The 24049-nt window shown below is 64.9% G+C and carries 25 protein-coding genes and 1 tRNA gene; 16 read left to right on the top strand and 10 right to left on the bottom strand.

Annotated elements, in window-relative coordinates:
* Positions 1–94: 94 nt before the first annotated feature.
* The 6 genes from gcvT to KUV38_RS13205 all read left to right on the top strand — a co-directional run bounded on the left by gcvT (position 95) and on the right by KUV38_RS13205 (position 5730).
* Positions 95–1198 carry a glycine cleavage system aminomethyltransferase GcvT gene (gcvT, locus tag KUV38_RS13230; RefSeq protein ID WP_222470495.1) on the top strand — a complete coding sequence of 368 codons (1104 nt, stop codon included), beginning with the start codon at positions 95–97 and terminating at the stop codon, positions 1196–1198.
* 17 nt (positions 1199–1215) lie between these two features.
* A complete protein-coding gene (gene gcvH, locus KUV38_RS13225; RefSeq protein ID WP_222470494.1) occupies positions 1216–1575 on the top strand; it encodes a glycine cleavage system protein GcvH in 360 nt (119 codons plus the stop codon).
* Between the two features lie 109 nt (positions 1576–1684).
* Positions 1685–4519, top strand: a complete 2835-nt coding sequence (gene gcvP, locus KUV38_RS13220) for an aminomethyl-transferring glycine dehydrogenase (protein ID WP_222470493.1) — start codon at positions 1685–1687, stop codon at positions 4517–4519.
* Between the two features lie 276 nt (positions 4520–4795).
* Positions 4796–5236, top strand: coding sequence for a thioredoxin domain-containing protein (locus KUV38_RS13215; RefSeq protein WP_222470492.1), 441 nt, complete (start codon positions 4796–4798; stop codon positions 5234–5236).
* A 35-nt stretch (positions 5237–5271) separates the two neighbouring features.
* Positions 5272–5347: transfer RNA gene (locus KUV38_RS13210), tRNA-Ala, on the top strand.
* A gap of 125 nt (positions 5348–5472) precedes the next feature.
* Positions 5473–5730, top strand: coding sequence for a hypothetical protein (locus KUV38_RS13205; RefSeq protein WP_222470491.1), 258 nt, complete (start codon positions 5473–5475; stop codon positions 5728–5730).
* A 95-nt stretch (positions 5731–5825) separates the two neighbouring features.
* Here the strand turns inward: KUV38_RS13205 and KUV38_RS13200 are convergent, their stop codons facing one another.
* Together KUV38_RS13200 and puuE are read right to left on the bottom strand one after the other, a co-directional pair.
* Positions 5826–6185, bottom strand: a complete 360-nt coding sequence (locus KUV38_RS13200; protein ID WP_222470490.1) for a hypothetical protein — start codon at positions 6183–6185, stop codon at positions 5826–5828.
* A gap of 47 nt (positions 6186–6232) precedes the next feature.
* Positions 6233–7654, bottom strand: a complete 1422-nt coding sequence (gene puuE, locus KUV38_RS13195) for an allantoinase PuuE (protein WP_222470489.1) — start codon at positions 7652–7654, stop codon at positions 6233–6235.
* A gap of 158 nt (positions 7655–7812) precedes the next feature.
* Between puuE and KUV38_RS13190 the strand changes: the two genes are divergently transcribed.
* The 3 genes from KUV38_RS13190 to KUV38_RS13180 are packed head-to-tail and all read left to right on the top strand — an operon-like array spanning position 7813 to position 10504.
* Positions 7813–9642: an ABC transporter ATP-binding protein gene (locus tag KUV38_RS13190; protein WP_222470488.1), complete on the top strand. Its 1830-nt coding sequence runs from the start codon at positions 7813–7815 to the stop codon at positions 9640–9642.
* Between the two features lie 5 nt (positions 9643–9647).
* The gene (locus KUV38_RS13185) at positions 9648–10259 is read left to right on the top strand and encodes an SOS response-associated peptidase (protein ID WP_222470487.1); all 612 of its coding nucleotides are present in this window, start codon (positions 9648–9650) and stop codon (positions 10257–10259) included.
* A gap of 41 nt (positions 10260–10300) precedes the next feature.
* Positions 10301–10504 carry a dodecin family protein gene (locus KUV38_RS13180; protein ID WP_222470486.1) on the top strand — a complete coding sequence of 68 codons (204 nt, stop codon included), beginning with the start codon at positions 10301–10303 and terminating at the stop codon, positions 10502–10504.
* Between the two features lie 3 nt (positions 10505–10507).
* On the opposite strand, the gene KUV38_RS13175 is transcribed toward KUV38_RS13180, so the two are convergent.
* Entirely contained in the window at positions 10508–10963 is a 456-nt protein-coding gene (locus KUV38_RS13175; RefSeq protein ID WP_222470485.1) for a hypothetical protein, read from the bottom strand.
* Positions 10964–11081: 118 nt separating this feature from the next.
* On the bottom strand, positions 11082–11288 hold the full coding sequence (locus KUV38_RS13170) for a cold-shock protein (protein WP_222470484.1): 207 nt from the start codon (positions 11286–11288) through the stop codon (positions 11082–11084).
* 219 nt (positions 11289–11507) lie between these two features.
* On the opposite strand from KUV38_RS13170, the gene KUV38_RS13165 reads away from it, so the two are divergent.
* Positions 11508–11849, top strand: coding sequence for a cupin domain-containing protein (locus KUV38_RS13165; protein WP_222470483.1), 342 nt, complete (start codon positions 11508–11510; stop codon positions 11847–11849).
* Between the two features lie 217 nt (positions 11850–12066).
* Here the strand turns inward: KUV38_RS13165 and KUV38_RS13160 are convergent, their stop codons facing one another.
* Both KUV38_RS13160 and ettA read right to left on the bottom strand, forming a co-directional pair.
* On the bottom strand, positions 12067–13086 hold the full coding sequence (locus tag KUV38_RS13160) for a hypothetical protein (protein WP_222470482.1): 1020 nt from the start codon (positions 13084–13086) through the stop codon (positions 12067–12069).
* A gap of 3 nt (positions 13087–13089) precedes the next feature.
* Positions 13090–14745 carry an energy-dependent translational throttle protein EttA gene (gene ettA, locus KUV38_RS13155; RefSeq protein ID WP_222470481.1) on the bottom strand — a complete coding sequence of 552 codons (1656 nt, stop codon included), beginning with the start codon at positions 14743–14745 and terminating at the stop codon, positions 13090–13092.
* Between the two features lie 349 nt (positions 14746–15094).
* Between ettA and KUV38_RS13150 the strand changes: the two genes are divergently transcribed.
* Positions 15095–15292, top strand: a complete 198-nt coding sequence (locus tag KUV38_RS13150) for a hypothetical protein (RefSeq protein ID WP_222470480.1) — start codon at positions 15095–15097, stop codon at positions 15290–15292.
* A gap of 41 nt (positions 15293–15333) precedes the next feature.
* Here KUV38_RS13150 and KUV38_RS13145 read toward each other — a convergent pair whose 3' ends face one another.
* The 3 genes from KUV38_RS13145 to KUV38_RS13135 all read right to left on the bottom strand — a co-directional run bounded on the left by KUV38_RS13145 (position 15334) and on the right by KUV38_RS13135 (position 17711).
* Positions 15334–16134, bottom strand: coding sequence for a hypothetical protein (locus KUV38_RS13145; RefSeq protein WP_222470479.1), 801 nt, complete (start codon positions 16132–16134; stop codon positions 15334–15336).
* A gap of 117 nt (positions 16135–16251) precedes the next feature.
* Positions 16252–16836, bottom strand: a complete 585-nt coding sequence (locus tag KUV38_RS13140) for a GNAT family N-acetyltransferase (RefSeq protein ID WP_222470478.1) — start codon at positions 16834–16836, stop codon at positions 16252–16254.
* Positions 16833–17711 carry a helix-turn-helix domain-containing GNAT family N-acetyltransferase gene (locus KUV38_RS13135; protein ID WP_261385221.1) on the bottom strand — a complete coding sequence of 293 codons (879 nt, stop codon included), beginning with the start codon at positions 17709–17711 and terminating at the stop codon, positions 16833–16835. Before KUV38_RS13135 ends, KUV38_RS13140 begins: the two co-directional genes overlap by 4 nt.
* Positions 17712–17806: 95 nt before the next feature.
* Here KUV38_RS13135 and KUV38_RS13130 point away from each other — a divergent pair, with 95 nt between their 5' ends.
* The 3 genes from KUV38_RS13130 (at position 17807) to KUV38_RS13120 (ending at position 21365) form a co-directional block, all read left to right on the top strand.
* Positions 17807–18424: a nicotinate-nucleotide adenylyltransferase gene (locus KUV38_RS13130; protein ID WP_222470477.1), complete on the top strand. Its 618-nt coding sequence runs from the start codon at positions 17807–17809 to the stop codon at positions 18422–18424.
* Positions 18425–18482: 58 nt separating this feature from the next.
* A complete protein-coding gene (gene dacB / locus KUV38_RS13125) occupies positions 18483–19985 on the top strand; it encodes a D-alanyl-D-alanine carboxypeptidase/D-alanyl-D-alanine-endopeptidase (RefSeq protein WP_222470476.1) in 1503 nt (500 codons plus the stop codon).
* Positions 19986–20078: 93 nt separating this feature from the next.
* The gene (locus KUV38_RS13120; protein ID WP_222470475.1) at positions 20079–21365 is read left to right on the top strand and encodes a PAS domain-containing protein; all 1287 of its coding nucleotides are present in this window, start codon (positions 20079–20081) and stop codon (positions 21363–21365) included.
* A 34-nt stretch (positions 21366–21399) separates the two neighbouring features.
* Here the strand turns inward: KUV38_RS13120 and KUV38_RS13115 are convergent, their stop codons facing one another.
* Positions 21400–21801: a tellurite resistance TerB family protein gene (locus KUV38_RS13115; RefSeq protein ID WP_222471075.1), complete on the bottom strand. Its 402-nt coding sequence runs from the start codon at positions 21799–21801 to the stop codon at positions 21400–21402.
* A 160-nt stretch (positions 21802–21961) separates the two neighbouring features.
* Here KUV38_RS13115 and KUV38_RS13110 point away from each other — a divergent pair, with 160 nt between their 5' ends.
* Together KUV38_RS13110 and KUV38_RS13105 are read left to right on the top strand one after the other, a co-directional pair.
* Positions 21962–23536: a lysine--tRNA ligase gene (locus KUV38_RS13110; RefSeq protein ID WP_222470474.1), complete on the top strand. Its 1575-nt coding sequence runs from the start codon at positions 21962–21964 to the stop codon at positions 23534–23536.
* Positions 23537–23590: 54 nt separating this feature from the next.
* Positions 23591–23995, top strand: coding sequence for a DUF4864 domain-containing protein (locus KUV38_RS13105; RefSeq protein ID WP_222470473.1), 405 nt, complete (start codon positions 23591–23593; stop codon positions 23993–23995).
* The last annotated feature ends 54 nt before the right edge of the window (positions 23996–24049 follow it).

The following is a 24049-nucleotide window of genomic DNA, read 5'->3' as shown; positions in this document are numbered from 1 at the left end:
CGCCGAAGGGATAGCGATCTCAGGCGAAAGGACAGAGGGGGCACCGAAACGCACGGCGGGCGCCGTGCCGGGCTGTGTCTTGAAGGGGGCAACATTGACGGATCTGAAACGCACACCGCTCTACGCGCTGAACGAGGAGTTGGGCGGCAAGATGGTGCCCTTCGCCGGCTGGGAGATGCCGGTGCAATTCGCCCCCGGCGTGATGAAGGAGCACCTCCACACTCGCGCCGCCTGCGGGCTGTTCGACGTGAGCCATATGGGGCAGGTCATCCTGCGCGGGGCAGGGGCCGCCGAGGCGCTGGAGGCCCTCGTGCCGGTCGATATCGCCGGCCTCAAACCCGGCCGCCAGCGCTATGCGCTCTTCACCAACGACGCGGGCGGCATCCTCGATGACCTGATGGTGGCCAACTACGGCGACCGTCTGCTGCTGGTGGTCAACGCCGCCAACGCCGAGGCCGACATCGCCCACATGCGGCGCGCCGGGCTCGAGATCGAGCCGCTGGAAGACCGCGCCCTTCTCGCCGTGCAAGGCCCCGCCGCCGAGGCTGTGCTGGAGGCCGCCACCGGCGCCGTGCCTGCCCGCTTCATGGATGTGGCCGAGGTCGAAACCTCCTATGGCGATCTCTGGATCTCCCGCTCCGGCTACACCGGCGAGGATGGCTTCGAGGTCTCCGTGCCCGCCTCCCAGGCCGAGGCCTTCGCCCGCAAGCTGCTCGCCCACGAGGCCTGCGAGCCCATCGGCCTCGGCGCGCGCGATTCGCTCCGGCTCGAAACCGGGCTGCCGCTCCACGGCCATGACATCGACGAGGGCACTACCCCCGCCGAGGCCGCGCTCACCTTCGCGCTCTCCAAGGCCCGCCGCCCCGGCGGTGCCCGCGCGGGCGGCTATCCGGGGGCCGAGATCATCGCGGCCCAGCTCGAGACCGGCCCCGAGCGCCTCCGCACCGGCCTCCTGCCTGAAGGCCGCGCCCCAATGCGCGAGGGAGTCCAGCTCTTCGCCTCCGAAGAGGCCACCGAGCCGGCAGGCGCCATCACCTCCGGCGCCTTCGCCCCCAGCCTCCAGCGCCCCGTCGCGATGGGCTACCTGCCCACCGAGCTGGCAAAACCCGGCACGCAGATCACCGCAGAGCTGCGCGGCAAGCGCATGCCCCTTGCCTGCGCGCCCATGCCCTTCCAACCTTCCACCTACAAACGCTGACCAACAGGACCACGCCCATGAAATTCACTGAAGACCACGAATGGCTCCGCCCCGAAGATGACCTCATCGTCGTCGGCATCACCGAACACGCTTCGACCCAGCTGGGCGACGTTGTGTTCGTCGAACTGCCCGAGCTTGAAACCCAGGTCGCCAAGGGCGACGAGGTGGTGGTGATCGAGAGCGTCAAAGCCGCCTCCGATATCGTCGCCCCGCTCGACGGCGAGATCGTGGCCGTCAACGACGCCCTCACCGACAACCCCGCACTGGTGAACGAAGACCCGATGGGCGAGGCCTGGTTCTTCAAGATCAAGCCCGCCGACATGGCCGAGTATGACGCCTACATGGATGAAGACGCCTATCAGGATCTGATCTCCTGACGCGCCGGACCGGGGGCGGCCCTTCGGCCCTCCCGGTCCGCACCGCAGATGCCTAGCGGGCGCACGCGCGCCCGATGAGCTGCCCCTTGACCCGAACGCCGAGGCCAACATGCCCTTCACCCCCACCGCCTACGATCCCTACGACTTCGCCAACCGGCGCCACATCGGCCCCTCGCCCGAGGAGATGGCCGAGATGCTGGAGGTGCTGGGCGTGTCCTCCCTCGATGAGCTGATCGACCAGACCGTGCCAAAGCGCCTGCGCCAGTCCGACCCGCTGCCGTGGGAGCCGATGACCGAGGGCGACCTGCTGGTGAAGATGCGCAAGATCGCCGCCAAGAACCGGGTGATGACCAACCTCATCGGGCAAGGCTACTACGGCACCATCACGCCCCCGGCGATCCAGCGGAACATCCTCGAAAACCCCGCGTGGTACACCGCCTACACCCCCTACCAGCCCGAAATCGCCCAAGGCCGTCTCGAGGCGCTGCTGAACTTCCAGACCATGGTGACCGACCTCACCGGGCTGGAGGTCGCCAACGCCTCCCTGCTGGATGAGGGCACCGCAGCGGCGGAAGCGATGGTGATGGCCCAGCGGGTCGCCAAGTCCAAGGCCACCGCCTTCTTCGTCGATGAAAACTGCCACCCGCAAACCATCGCCGTGGTGCAGACCCGCGCCAAACCGCTCGATATCGAGGTGGTGGTCGGCGCGCCCGATGATCTGAAGCCCGCCGAAGTCTTCGGCGCGCTCTTCCAATACCCCGGCACCACCGGGGGCCTGCGCGACTTCTCGCCCGAATGCGCCGCCCTGACCGAGGCCAAGGCCGTCTCCGTCATCGCCACCGACCTGCTCGCCCTGACGCTCCTCAAGGCCCCCGGCGAGATGGGAGCCGACATTGCCGTCGGCTCCGCCCAACGCTTCGGCGTGCCGCTCGGCTACGGCGGCCCCCACGCTGCCTTCATGTCCTGCAAGGACGGCTTCAAGCGCCAGATGCCCGGCCGGATCGTCGGCGTCTCGGTCGACAGCCGCGGCAACAAGGCCTACCGCCTCAGCCTGCAAACCCGCGAGCAGCACATCCGCCGCGAGAAGGCCACCTCCAACGTCTGCACGGCGCAAGCCCTGCTCGCCGTCATGGCCAGCTTCTATGCCGTGTTCCACGGCCCCAAAGGCCTGCGCGCCATCGCCGAGCGCGTCCACCTCGGCTGCGCCGAGCTCGCCTCTGGCCTCCGCGAGGCTGGCTTCACCGTCACGCCCGAAAACCCCTTCGACACCATCACCGTCGAGGCCGGCCCGCTGCAGGGCGCCATCCTGCGCGCCGCCGAGACCGAGGGCATCAACCTGCGCAAGCTGCCCGAGGGCCGCATCGGCATCAGCGCCGATGAAACCGTCACCCCCGAGATCATCGAGGGTGTCTGGCGCGCCTTCGGCATCAGCGAAACCGCCAAGGGCGGCACCCCCGCGCTGCCCGAAGAGCTGCTGCGCACCTCCGATTACCTCACCCACCCCATCTTCCAGATGAACCGGGCCGAGGCCGAGATGATGCGCTACATGCGCCGCCTCGCCGACCGTGACCTCGCGCTCGACCGCGCGATGATCCCCCTCGGCTCCTGCACCATGAAGCTCAATGCGGCGGTCGAGATGGACCCGATCAGCTGGCCCGCCTTCGCCGCCATGCACCCCTTCGCCCCCAAGGAACAGGCGGCAGGCTACACCGAGATGCTGGAGTCGCTCTCCGACCGCCTCTGCCAGATCACCGGCTACGACGCCATGTCGCTCCAGCCCAACTCCGGCGCGCAGGGCGAATACGCGGGCCTCCTGACCATCGCCGCCTACCACGAGGCCAATGGCGAAGACCGCGACATTTGCCTCATCCCCACCTCCGCCCACGGCACCAACCCCGCCTCCGCCCAGATGGCGGGGATGAAGGTGGTGGTGGTGAAATCCGCCGAGAACGGCGACATCGACCTCGAGGATTTCACCGCCAAGGCCGAGGCCGCCGGTGACAAGCTCGCGGCGGTGATGATCACCTATCCCTCCACCCACGGCGTCTTCGAGGACACCGTGCGCGAGGTCTGCGACATCACCCACAAACACGGCGGGCAGGTCTATCTCGATGGGGCCAACCTCAACGCGATGGTCGGCCTCGTGAAGCCCGGCGAGATCGGCTCCGATGTCTCGCACCTGAACCTGCACAAGACCTTCTGCATCCCCCACGGCGGCGGCGGTCCCGGCATGGGCCCCATCGGCGTCAAATCGCACCTCGCGCCCTACCTGCCCGGCCACCCCGAAACCGGCGGCCAGACCGGCCCGGTCTCCGCCGCCCCCTTCGGCTCCGCCTCGATTCTCCCCATCAGCTACGCCTACTGCCTGCTGATGGGCGGCGCGGGGCTGACCCAGGCCACCAAGGTCGCCATCCTCTCGGCCAACTACATCGCCGCCCGCCTGAACGGCGCCTACGATGTGCTCTTCAAAGGCCGCAACAATCGCGTCGCCCACGAATGCATCCTCGACACCCGCCCCTTCGCCGACGCCGGGGTGACGGTCGATGACATCGCCAAACGGCTGATGGATTGCGGCTTCCACGCCCCCACCATGAGCTGGCCCGTCGCGGGCACCCTGATGGTGGAGCCGACCGAGTCGGAGACCAAGGCCGAGCTCGACCGCTTCATCACCGCCATGCTCGCCATCCGTGACGAGATCGCGGCGGTTGAGGCCGGCGATATGCCCGCCGATGACAACCCGCTCAAGCACGCGCCCCACACGGTGAACGACCTCGTCGCCGAGTGGGAGCGCCCCTATCCGCGCGAGCAGGGCTGCTTCCCGCCGGGCAGCTTCCGGGTCGATAAGTACTGGCCCCCCGTGGGCCGGGTCGACAACGTGGCCGGCGACCGCAACCTGATCTGCACCTGCCCGCCGGTCGAAAGCTATGCCGAAGCTGCCGAGTAGGCCGGGGTTCTTCCCGGCTTCGCGTCCATCAATCAGCATCGTCCTCGGGTCCGCCCGAGGACGACAACCCGCAAACCGGCCCACCGTACGCTGCATTAGTTAACGCCGCCCCGCCCATACGTGCGTATGCATGGAATGTGCATCGGTTGTGCATCACTTGTGCATCGCCCCTCCGCCACGGTTAACGCCCCTTTCTGACCCCACCGTGCGCCGCTCTTGAACCGCTCCGCGCGGCACATATATTCGACATACAGAATGTGTTTTGAGGCCCCTGAAATGCCTGCCACCCACACCCTTGTCTGCCCGTCCTGCACCGCCGGAAACCGCCTTCCGGCGAGCAAGCTTTCTGCCGGTCCCAAATGTGGCAGCTGCGGCGCGCGGCTGGCCGCGGTCAAGCCCTTCGCGCTGGACCCGGCGGGCCTGAAAAAGGCCGTGAAAACAGATACATTGCCCCTGCTGGTCGATTTCTGGGCGCCCTGGTGCGGCCCCTGCCGGATGATGGCCCCGGAGTTCGAGAAGGCGGCACAGGCACTCGCGGGCAGCGCCCGTCTGGCCAAGGTGAACACGCAGGATTTCCCCGAGACCTCAGGCGCCTACGCCATCCGCGGCATCCCCGCGCTGATCCTCTTTTCCGGCGGTCGCGAGGTCGCCCGTCTCGCCGGTGCCCGCCCCGCCGCCGACATCATCGCCTTCGCCCGCCAGCACGCCCCGGCTTGACACGCCGGGCGGCATATCCCAAATACCGCGCCAGTGGGGCCGTAGCTCAGTTGGGAGAGCGCGTCGTTCGCAATGACGAGGTCGTCGGTTCGATCCCGATCGGCTCCACCAAAACTCTCCGATACCCTTAAAACCTTAGCGCAGCGGCGCATTGATGCCGCATTCTCGCCCGCTCTTCATCGCGGTTGCGGGCCATACCCGGTGGCAACGCAGAACCAGCCATCGGAGCCGATTGCATGAAGAGTCCCGCCAAGATCGCAGCCCTCGCCGTTACCGCCGCACTCGCCTTCTCCGGCAGCGCCTCGGCCTTCGGCAAGGCCAAGTCCAACCCGCGCCCCCCGGCAGGCTATCAGGGCCAGTGGTACACCACCCCCGCGGGCTGCTCCTATTCTAAGGCGCAGGCCCCCGGCGAGCCGGTCCATTGGTATCTCATTATCAACCCCCATCACATCGGCCAGCCCCGGGCCAAAAAAGGGTGTCCCACCCGCCTTTAAGCTGCGCGCGAGAAGTTCGAGGGGAGGCCGGGCCGGTGTGGCAGCACCGTTGCCCGGCCGATTTTTTCGTTGCGCGGCAGTGTGTTGCACCGGGTCTAGAAGGTAATCTCGCAGTCCGCGTCGGCAAAGGCATTCATCGTCGCAACCGCCCTTCCGCCGCCCTCCAGCTCGTCATAGCTGATCCACCCGATCCGATAGCGCTGCTTCCCGCGCAGGAAGACCGAGAAGAGCACCATCTCCGAGGGTCCGAGGTATTCATGCTCGAAAAGCACCGAGAGCTTGAAGCCCTCGTCATGGGCGCGCAGCCCATGCAAACGCCCCTCCACCTCGCCAATCGTTAGCCCGATCACAGCGCCCTGATCGGACCACGCCAGCGTGGTCCGCTCTACGTATCCCGTGGCAGAGGTGACGTTGCGCACACAGGTGCCCGCTGTTGGCAAATCTGCGGCAGCCATGCCCGGAAAGGTAGCGACCGCGCAGAGCGCCAAAGCCGCGGCGCGAGTCACGTCCAATCCATCCCGTACAGCCGGTGCAGGGCGATCCGCTCGACCTGGTAGCAGGCCTCCGCCATCTCCTCGCCCTTGCTGTTATTCATTCGTTCATGGAATTTGCGGATGATGCCCGCCTTGTCGTGGTCTTTCACCGCGATGATGAAGGGAAAGCCGTTCTTTGCCACGTAGCGCTCGTTGAGGTCGGTCAGCTCGCGGCGTTCTTCGTCGGTCAGCGCGGTCAGGCCCGCGCCCTGCTGTTCGGCGTTGGAATGATCGGTCAGCCGGTCAGCCTTGGTGATCGCATCGCCGAGGTCGGGGTGCGCGCGCAGCACGCCGAGGCGCTCGTCCTCGCTGGCGCGGCGGAAGACCCGGGCCATCGCGTTGTGAATACCCTCCGGCGTGTCATGCGCCGGGCCGAGTTCCAGCTTGTGGGCGCGTTCCGCAACCCATTGAGAATGCTCGAAGATCGAGCCGAAACGGTTGGTGAAGGTGGTCAGGTCCATCTGGCTCGGGCGGGCCGACATCTTTTTGGGCGGGTGGGCCATCGTCCAGTGCCGGGCAATGTCGATCCGGCGGGCAAACCACACGCCCTCCTTGGCCATCGCATGGTCGATGAAACGTTTCAGCGCCATCAGCCGCCCGGGACGGCCCGCGAGGCGGCAATGCAGGCCGATGTTCATCATCTTCGGCGCCCCCGCCGCGCCCTCGGCATAGAGCACATCGAAAGTGTCCTTCAGATAGCGCTCGAACTGCTCGCCATCACCAAAGCCCGAGGCGGTGGTGAAGCGCATGTCATTGGCCTCGAGCGTGTAGGGGATGATCAGCTGGTCCTTGCCGGAGATATGCACCCAATAGGGCAGATCGTCGGCGTAACTGTCTGACAAATAGGCAAAACCGCCCAGTTCGGTCGCGATCTGCACGGTGTTCTCCGAGCAGCGGCCTACATAGAGCCCACGCGGCCTCGCGCCCACCACCTCGCGGTGCAAGGCAATCGCCTTTTCGAGGTGCTCCTTCTCCTCGGCTTCGTAGAAGTCCTTGTAATCAATCCACTTGTAGCCGTGGCTGGCAATCTCCCACCGGGCTTCCCGCATGGCGGCCACCTGATCGGGCGAGCGGGCCAGCGCAGTGGCAACACCGTAAACGGTGAGCGGAATCTTCATTGCGGTGAACAGCCGGTGCAGCCGCCAGAAGCCCGCACGGGCGCCGTACTCATACATCGATTCGATGTTCCAGTGCCGCTGGTTCGGCCATGGCACCGCGCCGATCACGTCGCTCAAGAAGGCCTCCGAGGCCTCGTCGCCATGCAGGATGTTGTTCTCGCCGCCTTCCTCGTAGTTAAGCACGAACTGCACCGCGACCTTGGCGCCGTTCGGCCATGCTGCGTTGGGCGGGCGGGGGCCATAGCCTCGCATGTCGCGGTCGTAACGGTCCATCTGGCTCTCCAATCCTTTTCCGGCCCAATCGCGCGGCCTCTCCGCCCAAGTTTTTACCCCTGCCCGGGGAATGGCAAGCACCTGCCGCCACGGCGGCTGCGCGGGGCATTGAGAATTGCGCGTCATGGCATAGAGTTGACCCAAACAGGGGACAGATCATGCTCGACGAAACCGAAAAGCGGCCACTGGTGGATGTCAGCCACCTGCGCGTGGAGTTCGATACCAACGACGGTCTCGTTGTGGGGGTGGAGGATGTGTCCTTCCACATCGATCCCGGCGAGACCCTTTGTGTCGTGGGCGAGAGCGGCTCGGGCAAGTCGATCTCTTCGCTGTCACTGATGCGGCTGGTGGAGTTCGGCGGCGGGCGCATCGCCAATGGTGCGCTCAAGTTCCGCCGCGAGAACGGCAAGGCGCTCGATGTCTCCGAGGCCGATAACAAGCTGATGCGCGACATCCGCGGCAACGAGATCGCGATGATCTTTCAGGAGCCGATGAGCGCGCTGAACCCGGTGTTCACCATCGAGCGGCAGCTCTCCGAGGGGTTGCGGGTGCACAAGAACCTCAGCAAGAAGGCCGCGGCCGCCGAGGCGCTGGAGCTGCTTAAGCGCGTGCGCATCCCCGAGCCGGAGCGGCGGCTCAAGCAGTACCCGCACGAGCTTTCAGGCGGCATGCGCCAGCGCGTGGTGATCGCCATGGCGCTGGCCTGCAAGCCGCGCCTTCTCATCGCCGACGAGCCCACCACGGCGCTCGATGTGACCATTCAGGCTGAGATCCTCGCCCTGATCGACCGGCTCAAGCGCGAGACCGGCACCGCCGTGCTCTTCATCACCCACGACATGGCCGTGGTGGCGCAGGTGGCGGATCGCGTCGTTGTCATGCTCAAGGGCAACAAGGTCGAGGAGGGGCCGGTCGAGCAGATCTTCGAGGCGCCCCAGCATCCCTACACGCAAGCCCTGCTCTCTGCCGTGCCCAAGCTAGGCGAGATGGAGGGCAAGAGCGAGCCGGAGCCGCTCAAGATCATGGGCCGCGAGATCGAGGCGCACCCGGTCGTGCCCGCCTCCGAGCGCAAGGTTTTGCTCGATGTGCAGCACCTCACCACCCGCTTCCCGGTCAAGGGCGGGCTGCTGCGCCGCACGCAGGCCAATGTGCATGCGGTGGAGGATGTCTCCTTCAGCCTCAAGACCTCTGAGACCCTCTCGCTCGTCGGCGAATCCGGCTGCGGCAAGTCCACCTGCGGGCGCTCGATCCTGCGGCTGGTGGAGCCGCAATCCGGGTCCGTCACCCTCGGCGGCAAGGATGTGCTGGCGATGAACCCGCGCGAGCTGCGCCGGGCGCGGGCCGATATGCAGATGGTCTTTCAGGACCCATTCGCTTCGCTCAACCCGCAGATGCGGCTGATGGATCAGGTCGCAGAGCCGATCCTAAACTACAACCTCGCCACAGGCTCCGAGGTGCAGGACCGTGTGGCCGCGCTCTTCGACCGGGTGGAACTGCCCCGCAGCTTCCTGCGCCGCTATCCGCACGAGATGTCCGGCGGTCAGCGCCAGCGCGTCGCCATCGCCCGCGCCCTCGCGCTCAATCCCAAGCTCATCATCGCCGACGAGGCCGTCTCTGCGCTCGATGTGAGCATTCAGGCGCAGGTGCTGAACCTGCTGATCGAGCTTCAGGCCGAGCTGGGCATCTCGCTCCTGTTCATCAGCCACGACATGGCTGTTGTGGAGCGGGTGAGCCATCAGGTCGGGGTCATGTATCTGGGCCGGATCGTCGAGATCGGTCCGCGTGCGGCGATCTTCGAAGACCCGCAGCACCCCTACACCCGCGACCTGATGAAGGCCGTGCCGGTCGCCGATCCGCGCCAGCGCAAGAGCGAGCGGGACCTCAACTTCAAGCCCATCCCCTCGCCGGTCTTCCCGGTCGGGCATGAGCCTGCACCCTCCGTTTACGATGAAGTAGCACCTGGGCATTACGTTCTGAAACCGCTGGACTGAGGCCAATGCCGGGGCGGCTCTTTCTGACCCGTCCGGGCGCCGAAGTGGCCGAGGCCTTCGGCAGTGACTGGCCGGAAGGGCAGGGGCCGAGGGCCAACATCGCTCCGGGGCAGCAGGTGGTGGTCTGGGATGGCGCGGCGCTGCGGCTGATGCGTTGGGGGATGATCCCGGTGGGCCGGGTCAACGCGCGCGGCCGCCCGGTGATGGAAACGATTGTTAACGCCCGCTCGGAGACGGTCTTCGCCAAATCCGCCTTCGAGAACACCCGGCGCGGCGTGGTGCCCTGCGACGGCTGGTACGAGTGGACAGGCAAGGCCCGCCGCAAGCAGCCGTGGCGGATTGCCCCGAAAGACGGCAGTCTGCTGGGCTTCGCGGCGATCTGGGATGTCTGGACGGCGCCAAACGGGGCCGAGCTGGCGCAGGTCGCCACCGTCACCTGCGCGCCCAACGGCGATGTGGCGCCGATCCATCACCGCATGGGGGTGATCCTTGCGCCCCACGAATGGCCGCTCTGGTGCGGCGGCAACACTTCCGAGGCCCAGGCCCTCTGCCATCCGTGGCCCGACGGTCGGCTGGAGGTCGCCCATGCCGAGGGGGTCGACTGGTCCGGTGCCTGATTCGGGCTAGGTCCTATCCCTTGCAACAAAGGGAGAGAGCCATGTCTGTCGCACGTGTCACCGAGATCATTTCGTCGTCCCCCACCTCCTTCGACGACGCCACCGAAAGGGGCATCGCCCGCGCATCGGAGACCCTAAAAAACGTACAGGGCGCATGGGTGAAGGACATGAAAGTCACCGTCGATGGCGGCAAGATCTCGGAATACCGGGTCGGCCTGATGGTGACCTTCGTGCTCGACGACTGACCTTTACGAGACCGCAGGAGCCTTCGGGCGCTGGATGAACCGGGGCCGTGCTGGCTTCTTGCCGCGGATCTCGTCGACCGCCTTGAAGCACTCCTCGAGCGCGTGCTCCAGCGTCTGCCAATCCTGCTTGGATTTGTCGAGTTTCACCACTCGCGTCTGTCCGTTGCCGGAGATGATGCAAATCTCGGTCTCGCCGAACTTGGCGAAATGCACCTTGATGTCGATCTTGGGCGGGTTCGCGTCATGGGCGCGGATCTTCTTGGCCAGATCCTGCGAACCCTTGTCGCCATAGCCGCTTTCGCCCAGTTTGGCCTCCGCCTGCCGAAAGGCCTGAACGGCGGCGGAGTGGTCATACATCGTCACCTCATCGCCCCAACGGGCCATGCCATCGGTGATGAACATGCCGAACATGATGCCATCGCCCGAAACGGCGATCGAGAACCCTCCTTGGGTGGTCATTGTGCAATTCCTTGTGCTTCCAAAATGAATGCACGGAGCTTAGCAGCGTGGGCACGGTGACCAAAGAAAAAAGGGCGCCACGGGGGCGCCCTTCCGGATTTGTCATCTGGCCGGTGGCTCAGATCAGGGTCAGGTTGGTCGCGCTCTGGCGGCCGTCACGGCCGGATTCGAGGTCGAAGGAAACCTTCTGATCGTCTTTCAGGCCGGTCAGGCCAGCACGCTCGACGGCGGAGATGTGCACGAACACGTCCTTGCCGCCCTCGTCGGGTGCGATGAAGCCGAAGCCTTTGGTGGGGTTGAACCATTTCACGGTGCCGTTGGGCATCTGTCTTCTCCAATGGGTGCCGCCCACGGTGTTGCGGCGGCCTGGCCAGAGCGTCTAGATCGAGACTGGCCGGTAAGGGAGACAGTGGGTCGAGTAGAAGGTAGCGGGAGTGCGTTTAGCTGCAGACCCGTGAGAACTCAAGAAAATTCGCCGTGATCGCCGGGCTGGGCGTGCGGGCCGTGAGGCGCTAGTCTCGGGCCGTGCAGCAGGGAGAGACCAATGGATTTGCTGGTTCCGATCACCACCGATGGCATCGCCCCCGAGGAGGACGCCCCGGTGCCTGACCGGGTGATTTCCGGCGCCCCCCGGTTCCGCACGTGGAACGTCGAGGAGCGCGATGGGCTTTACGCTGGGGTATGGGAAGCCACGCCCGGCAAGTGGATGATTTCGTATGAGGAATGGGAGTATTGTCGCATCCTCTCGGGACGTTCGGTCCTAAGCGAGGAAGGCGGCGAGGCCGTGGAGGTCGGACCCGGCGACAGCTTCCTCCTGCGCCCGGGCTTCAAAGGCACCTGGGAAGTGCTCGAAACCACGCGCAAGGACTACGTCATTCGCCTGTGAGGGGCAGGCCCACCCACCCCTCACCGGGCGTCGGCGCTGCTCAGAACACGTCGAGCAGGTACAGGATGATGATGATGGGGATCGGAATACCGATCGCCCACGCAAGAATGCCTTTCATGGCGATGTCTCCGTGAAGTGCTGGTTGAAGGGAGAACGCCGGGAAGCCACCGCCGGTTCCGCCGGCATGGTTACCGCCCGTTAACCCGCTGGCGATAGGCTAATCACGAGAAAAATCGTTCCGTAGCATCTTCGACGCGGTGGAGGCTTGAATAGGGAAATCACGCAAGAGCTCCGACCTTAGTTTCTCTCCTTTCTCGATAAGGTATGGAAATCGAGCCGCCGCCGCGCCTAGTTGGTCGACTGGGAAGCGAAGCGCCACACCAGTGCCATCGAAAGGCACTTTCCTGTGGTATTGCTTTCCGTTTGACAGCGTTAGGCAGTCATTATTGGATATGATGCGAAACTCACCGAAGTCTCCGAACAGGTTGCTTAATAGGTAGAGTCCAAACCCGGAGTTTCCCCAATAGTAATCCTGACTGCTTCGCTCTGAGCGTGAAACGCCGGTAACACCTGGAAATAGTGAAAGCTTAATTGCAGCAAGATTATTGGATGCGTTTATATACTCATTGTCCCACAAGGTTTCCGCAATCCCGATTCCGTCATCAAGCGATACAATTTCGGCTTCCCCCCGAGTTGGCCAGTACTGGCCCAAGAATGTGCAGTTTTTCCCACGGCTATGTTCGAAAGAGTTCCTGACTATTTCTCGGATCGAGAATTTCACCACGTCGAAAACATCACCGGTATCGGCCTGCATTAGCACTTTCGCCATTGAAGCGGCTAATTCGTCAATTTTTTCGGCAACGGGGCGATCGCCCGCTTGGCGTCTGACATCATCAATGCTCCATTGCATTATGGGAAAGTAGCTTGACGAACCGTATGCCTCCCCAACGCGGCGGCCGATTTCCTGTCCGATAAGGTCAAAGAAACCGACATGCGATGCATAGCCAAGGAATTGATTGCCGCCCCTTTCGGGCAGAATAGTTTTGATATCGACACCACTGTGTCTGAGCTTGTTCAGCCTGGCGCTTAGGTAGAGAAGTGGGAAGGGTTCCGCAAACTTGCACCATCTAAAGTCGAGCTCAATCTTCTCAAAGTGGTCAATTAGTGGACCAAGGGAACTTTCAATGATTTGCAGACTTCTGATTTGCGCAGGTAATCTGACCCTCTTGATTTTCAAATCTCACCTCACGAACTTCTTGTACTTCACCCGCTTCGGCTCCAGCGCGTCCGGACCCAGCCTGCGCGCCTTGTCTTCCTCATAGGCTTCGAAGTTGCCCTCGAACCATTCCACATGGGCCTCGCCCTCGAAGGCCAAAATGTGGGTGCAGAGGCGGTCGAGGAAGAAGCGGTCGTGGGAAATGATCACGGCGCAGCCGGCGAAGTCTTCCAGCGCGTCTTCCAGCGCCCGCAGGGTTTCCACGTCGAGGTCGTTGGTCGGTTCGTCGAGCAGCAGCACGTTGCCGCCGCTTTTCAGCAGCTTCGCCATGTGGACCCGGTTGCGCTCACCGCCTGAGAGCAGGCCGACCTTCTTCTGCTGGTCGCCGCCCTTGAAGTTGAAGGCCGAGCAATAGGCGCGGGAGTTCATGCTCGCGTCGCCCAGTTCGATCACCTCGGCCCCGCCTGAGATTTCCTCCCAGACGGTCTTGCCTGCATCCAGCGCATCGCGCGACTGGTCGACGTAGCTCAGCTTCACCGTGTCGCCATATTCCACGCTGCCCTCATCGGGCTGTTCCTGCCCGGTCAGCATGCGGAAGAGGGTGGACTTACCGGCGCCGTTCGGGCCGATCACGCCGACGATGCCACCCGGCGGCAGGGCAAATTCGAGGTCCTCGATCAGCAGCTTGTCGCCATAGGCCTTTTGCAGCCCGTCGACCTCGATCACCTTGCTGCCAAGGCGCGGGCCGTTGGGGATGACGATCTGGGCGCGGCTGATCTTCTCGCGCTCGGACTGCGCGGCGAGGTCTTCGTAGGCGTTGATCCGGGCCTTCTGCTTGGCCTGCCGGGCCTTGGCGCCGGCGCGGATCCACTCGAGTTCGCGCTCCAGCGTCTTCTGGCGCGACTTGTCCTCGCGGGCTTCCTGCTCCAGCCGTTTGGCCTTTTGCTCAAGCCAGGCCGAGTAGTTGCCCTCGTATGGGATGCCCCGGCCTCGGTCGAGTTCAAGGATCCAGCCGGTGATGTCATCAAGGAAGTAACGGTCGTGGGTGACGATCAGGATCGTGCCCTTGTAGTCGATCAGGTGCTGCTGGAGCCAGGCGATGGTTTCGGCGTCGAGGTGGTTGGTCGGCTCATCAAGCAGCAGCATGTCGGGCGCTTCGAGCAGCAGCTTGCAGAGCGCCACGCGGCGGCGCTCACCGCCCGAGAGGTTCTCGGGCATCGCCTCGTCGGGCGGGCAGCGCAGGGCCTCCATCGCCACGTCGATCTGGCTGTCGAGGTCCCAGAGGTTGTTGCTGTCGATCTCGTCCTGAAGCTTCGCCATCTCGTCGGCAGTCTCGTCGGAGTAGTTCATGGCGAGTTCGTTGTAGCGGTCGAGAATGGCCTTCTTCTCGGCCACGCCGTCCATCACGTTCTCGCGGACCGTGCGGCTCTCGTCGAGCTGCGGCTCCTGCGGCAGGTAGCCCACCTTGGCGCCGTCGGCGGCCCAAGCCTCGCCGGTGAAATCCTTGTCGATCCCGGCCATGATCCGCATCAGCGTGGACTTACCTGCGCCGTTGACGCCGACAACGCCGATCTTCACGCCCGGAAGGAACGAGAGGCGGATGTTCTCGAAGCATTTCTTGCCGCCCGGATAGGTCTTGGAGACGCCGTCCATGTGGTAGACGTATTGATAGCTGGCCATGGAATCCTCCGCGAAACTGGTGTTGCGGCACAGATAGGGGAGGCGGCGGCAAAGGGCAATCGGGCGGAAAGGTGCCACGTGCGGCAAATATATGCGCCGCGCATATTGCTTCGACTCACCCGGCCCGCTACCAAGCGCGCACCGAAACCTATCGGACCAAGGAGCGACCGATGATGAACCGATCCGCATATCTCGCAGGGGTAGCCCCCTTCTAGCGGTTCGTTCAGTGCATCATCGCATGACCCGAAGGCCGCTTTCCGACGCGGCCTTTTTCATGCGCTCCCAACTATCGTTCATGTCATCTGTCTGTCTCGGTGAGCGGCTTTCCTGACCAAAGGAGAGCAACGCAATGACCTTGAGTTTTGCAACATTTCTGACCGGGCCGGTGCAGGCCTGGAGCCGCCTGAACCTGAGCCTCTGGCGCGGCAAGCCCAATCTGCCAAGCGCAGATGCTGCCGAGGTGCCGGACTATCTCAGGCGCGATCTCGGGCTGTTGCCACCAGAGGCACCTCCATATCCGGCACCCGACAGGGTGACCTTTCTCTGATGCCAAGGCCCCGTCCCGCCCTGCGTGGGGCGGGGTGCTTCTCAGGCTGCCGGGTCGAGCGGCTGCGACAGCCAGACCTCCAGCGTGCCGTCTTTCACAAAGGCGCCAAGCCGGGTGAAGTCGCGCACGTAGATCGGGGTGTCTGGGTGCAGGCCGTGGATGGTTTGTGCAAGTTCGATGGCGGCCTGCCGGTCATCCGCCTTGAAGTAGCGCACCTCGTTGGTGGTAGGCCCCTTGTCGACCAACTCGCCACCCTTGTCCGCGCCCTGCACGTTCCAGTCGAGGTCAAGGAGTGCCGAGGCGAGGCCGGTGGCTGTGCCACGGTCGATCGGAGTGGAGAACTGCAAGAACACGTGGCCTGCGTGATCGGTGGCCACCGGTGTCACACCCTCCTGCGCCTGCCACAGCCGTTCCGGCCCGGCGATAGGGGCAAGCACCGGTGCGGCGCTGCCGATGCGCAAGTCATTGTCGGTGTTGCGCAGGTTCTCGATGCAGGTCTCCGGCAACTCGAAGAGAATGCGCAGGTAGCAGGGCGTTGGCGGCAGCGACGGCGGCACCCGGAAGACCGAGCCCACCAGCCCCAGCACGAACATGCCGAAGCCCGCAACGAGAATCCACGAGAGCACCGTGGTCATCCGGTTGTTGCGGGCGATGAAGGCCAGCAGCGTCACCACACAGGCAAAGGCCAGCACATAGGTCGCGGCGAGGCGGAGGTCTTCGAGGTTGCTGCCCCAACTGATGAGAATGGCCGCTGCGGCCATAACGCCGAGCCCGGCCGAGATGAGCTTTGCGGCATTGGGGTTGATCTTGAGGGTCTGCGAGAAGGCGTCAATCGGGTTCATGGTCGAGCTCCCGGGGTGAAATGGCGAGGGGTCAATGCACGCAAGGGTAGCATGAGTCGCCACCTGCTTGCCGTTACGGCAGCGTGATTAGCGCGGGAAATGTGGGGGTATCTGGCCCTAAGAGAGCCAGCCAAAGCCCAAAGCGGCGGCGATGAAGGCCAATAGGCCGAAGACGCCGACCAGCATGAGCCGGTCGAGATTGGCTGCTGGCGGAAGCGGTCCGATGCGTTTTGCCGCGATCACCATCCCGCGGGCCTTGTCGGGCTGCGAGGCATAGCCCATCGCGGTGAAGAAGGCCTGCGAGGATTTGTTATCGGGCCAGATCATCGCCAGCGCCGCTGAAAACCCCTGCCGCTCCGCCTCGGCCTCAGCGGCGGTCACCAGCGCACGGCCCACCCCATAGCCCCGGTCTCCCGCCCGCACCGAGATATCCGAGATATGCGCCGCCGGGCCGCCAGTGACGTTGGGCATCGGGTGCATCGCGATGTGGCCGGCAAAGTGCCCGCCGAGTTCCGCGACCAGCACGGTGAAGGGCGGGGCTTCGGCCTCTGGGTCGGTCAGATGCGCGGTGATCTGCGCGTCCCAAGGCTCGTCCGCGTAGCCTTCGATCATTGCGAAGTGTTCGGCATGGGTGGCCCGGTGGAGCGCCGCAATGGCCAGAGCATCCTCTGCCGTGGCGGGCCGCGTGGTGACCGTGCTCACAGCACCTTCTCGAAGAAGTGGTCGGGGTATGGGTCGTCGTTGAACCGGTCGATCTCGGCCCATCCGGCGTTGCGATACATCGCGACAGCCTCGGGCAGGGCGGAGTTGGTATCGAGCCGGAGCACCGTCATGTTCAGGAGGCGGGCGTAGGCTTCGAGTGCGTCCATCAGCCGGGTTGCCAGACGAAGGCCGCGAGCGGCGGGGGCGACCCAGAGGCGCTTCACCTCGCCAAAGGCCTGCCCGCCCTTCAGCCCCACGCAGCCCACCGGCAACCCGTCGGAGCGGGCCACGAAGAAGCTGCCGATCGGCGCACGCATGGAGTCCGCATCTGGGTCTCTTGAAAGGTTCACATCGAACCCGGTGTCAAAGCGGCGGCCGAGTTCGGCGTAGTATTCTTCAAGGCAATACCGGCTGTCTTCGGCCTGCGGGTCCTCCACCATGATCTCGATCCGGTGCTGCCCGAGGGCCGAGGCCACGAGGTCCATCGCGTCGAGCAGGGCGCGGGGGCGGGGGTGGTGCGCCAACAGCCCCGCGGCGCGGTCGTCGGAGAGTTGCTCATAGGCTGCGAACTCGGTTTGCCCCTGCGCTGTCAGCCGGGCCAGCCGTTTGCGCCCGTCGTCCGGATGCGGCCCGACCTCGATCAGCCCTTCACCCTCGAGCCCGCGCAGCAGCCGTGAGAGCAGCCCACTGTCGAGCCCCAGAAAGTCGCGAATACCGCCCACCTCCCGTCCGGCCTCGCCAGCCTGCCCGATGGCGTTGAGCACACGTGCGGCACCCAGCGGGCGGCCCCGGCCAAGAAAGCTGTCGTCCAGCGCGCCGGTCTCGGTGGTGACGGCGCGGTTGAAGCGGCGGATGCGGGCGATATCGGTCAACATGATCGCTGACTTAGGTCAGGCAAATTTCCCGGTCAAGCCGGAAAACGCCCGATCTCCATTGACTTGGCCCTGCGGCACCGCGCAACAAGCCCCGGATGAGATGGGATATTCCATATGCGGCGCCAGGGCAGGCGGTGGGGCTTCTGGGCGGCAGCTTCGACCCGGCGCATGAGGGCCACGTGCACGTGACCCGCGAGGCGCTGAAGCGCTTCGGGCTGGATGCCGTCTGGTGGCTCGTGAGCCCGGGCAACCCGCTCAAGGCGCGTGGCCCCGCGCCGCTGGAGAGCCGGATCGCCGAGGCACAGGCGCTGGTGCGCCATCCGCTCGTGACAGTCAGCGGTATCGAGGCCCGCCTCGGCACGCGCTACACCGCCGAAACCCTCGCCGGGTTGCAGCGGCTGTACCCGCGCGTGCGGTTCACTTGGCTGATGGGTGCCGACAATCTGGCCCAGTTTCACCGCTGGGACCGCTGGCAGGATATCATGGCCACCGTCCCCGTGGGGGTCATTGCGCGGCCCGGCCAGCGGCTCACTGCCCGGATGTCGAAGACGGCGCAGCGCTTTGCCGCCTACCGCCTGCCCGCCGCCGCCTCGCACCTGCTCCCCCATGCCGCGCCGCCCGCATGGTGCTTCATCAACATCCCGATGAGCCATCAGTCCTCCACCGCCATCCGCGCCGCCCGCGCCTCTGCCGGGGCGGCTGCAAAGAAGTGATTACGCCACAGCGCACGGAGGCTTGAGCCCCGGCGCGGCATTTGCTTTTGTCGCCGCCATGAGTGCTGCCCCCACCCTCTCCCGCCGTTTCGTTCTGGCCGGTCTGCTGACCTCCGCCGCCTCCTGTTCGCTTGCCGAGGCGCCCGAGCGCTCGCTCCGGCCCGTCTCCAAGCCCTCCGGCTCGAACGGACAGGCGCGGCATTCCACCGCCGCCGAGGCGCTGATCGAGGCCGCCAAGCTCGATGGCAAGGTGGGCTATGTGGTGGCAGACGCCCGCACCGGGCAGGTGCTGGAGGCGCACAACCCGCTGCTGCCCCTGCCGCCCGCCTCTACCGCCAAGGCGATCACCGCGCTCTACGCGATGGAGCGGCTCGGACCCGGCTTCCGCTTTGCCACCGATGTCATTGCCACCGGCCCGGTCTCAAACGGGGTGGTGCAGGGCGATATCGTGCTGGCCGGCTCCGGCGATCCGACGCTCGACACCAACCGCCTCGCTGACCTTGCCGCGCGGATGCGGCAGGCGGGCGTGACCGGCGCCACCGGGCGGCTCCGCATTTACGACGGGGCGCTGCCCCACCTGCGCACCATCGACCCCGAGCAGCCCGACCACGTGGGCTACTCGCCCGGCATCTCCGGGCTGAACCTCAATTTCAACCGCGTCCACTTCGAGTGGAAGCGCGCGGGCAGCGGCTATTCGGTGGCCATGGATGCCCGCTCCGACAAGTATCGCCCCACGGTGCGCTCTGCCCGGATGGAAGTCGCCAACCGCAGCCTGCCGGTTTACACCTACGAGCAACGCGGCGGGGTGGACCGCTGGACTGTCGCCAACCGCGCGCTGGGCAAGGGCGGCTCCCGATGGCTGCCGGTGCGCAACCCCGGCGCCTATGCGGGCGAGGTGTTTCAGGCGCTTGCCGCCGCGCAAGGGGTTCGGCTGGAGCTTGGCGACCCGGTTTCGCGCCGTCCGGGTGGCGATGTGCTGGCCCGCGTGCTCTCCGACGAACTTTCGACCGTGATGCGCGACATGCTGAAATTCTCCACCAATATCACCGCCGAGGTGGTGGGCATGGCCGCCTCCGCACGGGGCGGGAACATGCCGCGCAGCCTGCGCGATTCGGCAGGCGACATGAGCCGCTGGCTCTCGGCTCGCACGGGCAGCCGCAAGGCGCGGTTCGTCGACCACTCGGGCCTTGGCGATGCCTCCGAGATCTCCTGCCGTGAGATGGTCGACGCGCTCACGACCCTCGCGCCAAAGCTGGCCCTGCGCCCGATGCTCAAGCCGATCCCGATGCGCAATGCCTCCGGAAACGTGCTCGACGGCCACCCGCTTGAGATCGTCGCCAAAACCGGCACCCTCAACTTCGTCTCTGCCCTTGCAGGGTTCGTGCGGGCGCCCGATGGCACCGATCTTGCCTTTGCGATGTTCATGGCTGACGAACCGCGCCGTAATCGCCTGAGCAAGGCCGAACGCGAGAGCCCGCAGGGGGCGAGCGCGTGGAACAAGCGCGCCAAGAACCTGCAATTGCGGCTGATCGAGCGCTGGGGCGCGCTTTATTCCGGCTGACCGGCCCGCGGTTAACCTTTCAAAAAGCCTCGTCGCGTAAGGCTGGTGCAAAGGGGTGAGTCCGCTCGCCCACGTTGCAGCGGCGGAGGCCCCATGTCCGAACCCGAAGGTCAAAGGCAGCGTCCCAGCAAGGGCGAGGCGCCATTCGAATTTGACGAGATTTTCTTTTCGCGCACCGATGACCGGGGCGTCATTCAGTCCGGCAACTCGATCTTTCAAAGGGTGTCCGAGTACCCGTGGGACAAGCTGATCGGCGCACCTCACAAGGTGATCCGCCACCCCGACATGCCAAAAGGCTTCTTTCACCTGTTCTGGGAGCGGTTGAAGGCGGAGCGCATGGTCTCCGGCTACGTGAAGAACCGCTCTGCCGACGGGCTGCACTACTGGGTCTATGCGCTGGCCTCGCCGCTGCCGGGGGGAGGGTTCCTGTCAGTCAGGATCAAGCCTTCGGGAGAAACTTTCGACCATGTGGCGAAGGCCTATGCCGAGGCTCTCAAGCTCGAGGCGGAGCAGCAGATTACTCCCGCAGAGAGTGCGGAGTTAATCGTCGCGCGTCTCAAGACTCTGGGCTACTCTGATTACGAGCACTTCATGGCATCAAGCCTCGCCGAGGAACTCGCTGCGCGGGATGTAAAGCTGGGGCGCAAGGCCAGCGAGCGCGGGCTGCGCTTCTCGCAGGTGGCCAAATCGGTGAACGAGGCCATCGCCCATACCAACGCGCTGTGCGAGACCTTCAATGCCATTGAGGCGGTGCCGCACAACATGCGCATCCTCGCCTCCCGGCTGGAGGCTTCGGGCGGACCGATCGCGGCGATCTCGTCCAATTACGGCTCGATGTCGAAGGAGATTTCCGACTGGGTCGACAAGTTCATCCTCGGCGAGGAGAGCGCCTTTGCCACCCTGCGCGATGCTGTCAGCCGCAGCCGCATGCTCAGCGCCACGGCCCGGGTGATGGAGGAGGCGCGGGTGCAGTTCGACGGCGAGACCGGAGAGATGCCCACTGGCCTTGATCGCTCAGCCGAAAAGGCGCTGCTCCATGAGATTTCGCAGATCTACCGTAAATTGGCCGATGACTATCTGCACACCGTCGAGCGCGAGGCGATCGTCTTTGGCCGTGCCGTGGGCGACATGAAGCGCCTGATCGCCGGCCTCTCAACCACCCGGATGATGTGCAAGATCGAGAGCGCCCGCCTGCCGGACCATAACGAGAGCCTCCTTGCGATCATCGACCAGCTCGACAAGTTCCAGTCTGAGCTGGAAGACCGGCTCGACAAGATCGGCTCGATCACCAGCACCGTACTGACCGCCGCGCGCAGCCTCGAAATCGGCGGCACCGAGGCGGTGCAGCTTCCATCCGGCGCGAGGACCGAGGCAGCCTGAAAGCTGAAGGCCTACCCGCCGCAGGCCTTGATGATCAGATGGTGAGGTGCCGCGCCCGAGCGCCGCGTTCGATCGCGGCGCCATGCAGCCGGTCGATGTTAAGCTCGTAGCGCATCTCCTGAAGGAAGGCCAACTCGGCCTCCTGCAGCTTGCCGTCGGAAGCCGCCACATCGCAGGCCAACGCATAGGCGGTTTCATAGAGCCGCGCAGGCAGCCCGTCCCGGATCAGACCGAAGAGCGCATCCAGCCCGTCTTCCGCCTCGAAGAGATCGAAGACGGTGGCCGACACGCCGCGCACCCGGTCGAGGTCATAGTCCGCGAAGACCGGCAGATGATTCACGATCCGCTCGATGGTGAGCAGTTCTGTCGTCCGGATCGCCTCGTCCGAGGCCGAAACCGCGATCATCACCGCCACGAGGCAGTCCTGCGATGTCATCGAGGAGGTATCTTCGCTCACGTCTGGCCTCTTTCGTCTGCTTATCCGCTGCAATGCGCCTGTTTTATTGACCTTGCCGCAACGCCGCAATAGGGAGCGGGCGGCGGGTGGCGCATGGGGCGCGACCCGGACCAGACCTGATACGAGAAAGCACAAACCCATGTCCGACCTGCGGAACATCGCGATGGAAAGCAAAGCCTGGCCCTTCGAGGAGGCACGGGCCGTGCTCAAACGCATCGAGAAGAACCCGCCGGAAAAGGGCTATGTGCTGTTTGAAACCGGCTATGGCCCCTCCGGCCTGCCGCATATCGGCACTTTCGGCGAGGTTCTGCGCACCACCATGATCCGCCGCGCCTTCGAGGTGATCTCGGACATGCCGACCAAGCTCATCTGCTTCTCCGATGACATGGACGGAATGCGCAAGGTGCCCGGCAATGTGCCCAATCAGGACCGCCTGCGCGAGGATCTCCAGCGCCCGCTGACCTCCGTGTACGACCCCTTCGAGACCCACGAGAGCTTCGGCCATCACAACAACGCCATGCTGCGCCGGTTCCTCGATACCTTCGGCTTCGACTACGAGTTCATCAGCGCCACCGAGTTCTATAAGGAAGGCCGGTTCGACGAGGTGCTGAAACGCGCCTGCGAGCGCTATGACGACGTGATGAAGGTCATGCTCAAGAGCCTCCGCGAGGAGCGCCAGCAGACCTATTCGATCTTCCTGCCGATCCACCCCGAGACTGGCCGGGTGCTCTACGTGCCGATGAAGCATGTGGATGCACAGAACCACACCATCACCTTCGACGATGAGGATGGCCGCGAGTGGACCATGCCGGTGACCGGCGGCAACGTGAAGCTGCAGTGGAAGCCCGATTTCGGCGCCCGCTGGGCCGCGCTTGACGTGGACTTCGAGATGTATGGCAAGGATCACAGCACCAACACGCCGATCTACGACCGAATCTGCGAGATCCTCGGCGGCCGCAAGCCCGAGCACTTCACCTACGAGCTGTTCCTCGATGACAAGGGGCAAAAGATCTCCAAGTCGTCGGGCAACGGTATCAGCATCGACGAGTGGCTGACCTACGCCTCCACCGAGAGCCTCAGCTACTTTATGTATCAAAAGCCGAAGACGGCGAAGCGCCTGCACTGGGACGTGATCCCCAAGATGGTGGACGAGTACCACCAGCAGCTCCGCGCCTTCCCCGATCAGGATGCCAAGGCGCAGTTCGCCAACCCGGTCTGGCACATCCACGAGGGCAAGGTGCCCGCGTCGAACATGGTGGTGCCGTTCTCGATGCTGCTGAACCTCGCCAGCGTTTCGGGCGCGACTGACAAGGAGACCCTCTGGGGCTTCATCCGCCGCTATGCGCCGGGCGCCGAGCCTGAAACCCACCCCGACCTCGACGCCGCTGCCGGCTTCGCGGTGAAGTACTTCAAGGACTTCGTCGCCCCCACCCGCCAGTTCCGCGCGCCGACCGAGCCCGAGCGCGAGGCGCTGGAGGAGCTGCGCGACAAGCTGAAGGCTTGGGACGGCGGGCAGGATGCCGAGGGTCTGCAAGGCGTGGTCTACGAGGTCGGCCGCGAGCGGTTCGACCCGATGCGGGACTGGTTCAAGGCGCTCTACCAAGTGCTTCTCGGGGCCGATCAGGGCCCGCGGTTCGGCGGTTTCATCGCGCTCTACGGCGTGGATGAAACCGTGACGCTGATCGACAAAGGCCTCGCCGGCGAACTGGCCTGATTTGCCGAACCCACGCGCTGGGCTACCTTCCTTGAAGTCAAGGGAGGTAGCCTCATGCGTTTCATCGGTCTTTCACTCGCCCTTCTGCTCGCCGCCCCGGTGGCGCAGGCGCAAGAGGCCAGCGCCATCCCCGATGTGATCGGCAGCCAGCTCGAAGCCTTCGAGGCCGATGACTTTGCCCGCGCCTTCACCTTCGCCTCCCCGATGATCCAAGGCATGTTCCGCACTCCCGAGAACTTCGGCGCGATGGTGCGCGAGGGCTACCCGATGGTGCATCGCCCCGGCGCGGTCACCTTTGGCACCCAGCGGACAGAGGGCGGCAGCACCTATCAGACGGTCACTATCCGCGATGCCGAGGGGCGCTATCACGCGCTGGAGTACGAGATGATCCCGGGCGGCGAGGGCGGCTGGCTGATTGATGGCGTCAGCTTCATCCCCGCGCCTGACGTGTCTGCCTGAGTAGCGCACGGCAGGGTTACCAACCCTTTAACCTTCCCCCGTAAACACATCTGC

It is taken from the genome of Vannielia litorea (assembly GCF_019801175.1).
Lineage (GTDB): Bacteria > Pseudomonadota > Alphaproteobacteria > Rhodobacterales > Rhodobacteraceae > Vannielia > Vannielia litorea_B.
This window is presented reverse-complemented; position numbering and strand designations above follow the sequence as displayed.

Bases quoted from the DNA above. Each gene is read 5' to 3' on its own strand.
- puuE (WP_222470489.1), bottom strand. From the start codon at position 7,654: ATGGACCGTTACGACCGCGACATGCGAGGCTATGGCCCCCGCCCGCCC.
- KUV38_RS13110 (WP_222470474.1), top strand. From the start codon at position 21,962: ATGTCCGACCTGCGGAACATCGCGATGGAAAGCAAAGCCTGGCCCTTC.
- KUV38_RS13185 (WP_222470487.1), top strand. From the start codon at position 9,648: ATGCCGGGGCGGCTCTTTCTGACCCGTCCGGGCGCCGAAGTGGCCGAG.
- KUV38_RS13115 (WP_222471075.1), bottom strand. From the start codon at position 21,801: ATGACATCGCAGGACTGCCTCGTGGCGGTGATGATCGCGGTTTCGGCC.
- gcvH (WP_222470494.1), top strand. From the start codon at position 1,216: ATGAAATTCACTGAAGACCACGAATGGCTCCGCCCCGAAGATGACCTC.
- KUV38_RS13130 (WP_222470477.1), top strand. From the start codon at position 17,807: ATGAGATGGGATATTCCATATGCGGCGCCAGGGCAGGCGGTGGGGCTT.
- KUV38_RS13170 (WP_222470484.1), bottom strand. From the start codon at position 11,288: ATGCCCAACGGCACCGTGAAATGGTTCAACCCCACCAAAGGCTTCGGC.
- KUV38_RS13145 (WP_222470479.1), bottom strand. From the start codon at position 16,134: ATGAACCCGATTGACGCCTTCTCGCAGACCCTCAAGATCAACCCCAAT.
- KUV38_RS13190 (WP_222470488.1), top strand. From the start codon at position 7,813: ATGCTCGACGAAACCGAAAAGCGGCCACTGGTGGATGTCAGCCACCTG.
- KUV38_RS13200 (WP_222470490.1), bottom strand. From the start codon at position 6,185: ATGGCTGCCGCAGATTTGCCAACAGCGGGCACCTGTGTGCGCAACGTC.
- gcvP (WP_222470493.1), top strand. From the start codon at position 1,685: ATGCCCTTCACCCCCACCGCCTACGATCCCTACGACTTCGCCAACCGG.
- KUV38_RS13120 (WP_222470475.1), top strand. From the start codon at position 20,079: ATGTCCGAACCCGAAGGTCAAAGGCAGCGTCCCAGCAAGGGCGAGGCG.
- dacB (WP_222470476.1), top strand. From the start codon at position 18,483: ATGAGTGCTGCCCCCACCCTCTCCCGCCGTTTCGTTCTGGCCGGTCTG.
- KUV38_RS13175 (WP_222470485.1), bottom strand. From the start codon at position 10,963: ATGACCACCCAAGGAGGGTTCTCGATCGCCGTTTCGGGCGATGGCATC.
- KUV38_RS13105 (WP_222470473.1), top strand. From the start codon at position 23,591: ATGCGTTTCATCGGTCTTTCACTCGCCCTTCTGCTCGCCGCCCCGGTG.
- KUV38_RS13150 (WP_222470480.1), top strand. From the start codon at position 15,095: ATGACCTTGAGTTTTGCAACATTTCTGACCGGGCCGGTGCAGGCCTGG.
- KUV38_RS13215 (WP_222470492.1), top strand. From the start codon at position 4,796: ATGCCTGCCACCCACACCCTTGTCTGCCCGTCCTGCACCGCCGGAAAC.
- KUV38_RS13135 (WP_261385221.1), bottom strand. From the start codon at position 17,711: ATGTTGACCGATATCGCCCGCATCCGCCGCTTCAACCGCGCCGTCACC.
- KUV38_RS13205 (WP_222470491.1), top strand. From the start codon at position 5,473: ATGAAGAGTCCCGCCAAGATCGCAGCCCTCGCCGTTACCGCCGCACTC.
- ettA (WP_222470481.1), bottom strand. From the start codon at position 14,745: ATGGCCAGCTATCAATACGTCTACCACATGGACGGCGTCTCCAAGACC.
- KUV38_RS13180 (WP_222470486.1), top strand. From the start codon at position 10,301: ATGTCTGTCGCACGTGTCACCGAGATCATTTCGTCGTCCCCCACCTCC.
- KUV38_RS13165 (WP_222470483.1), top strand. From the start codon at position 11,508: ATGGATTTGCTGGTTCCGATCACCACCGATGGCATCGCCCCCGAGGAG.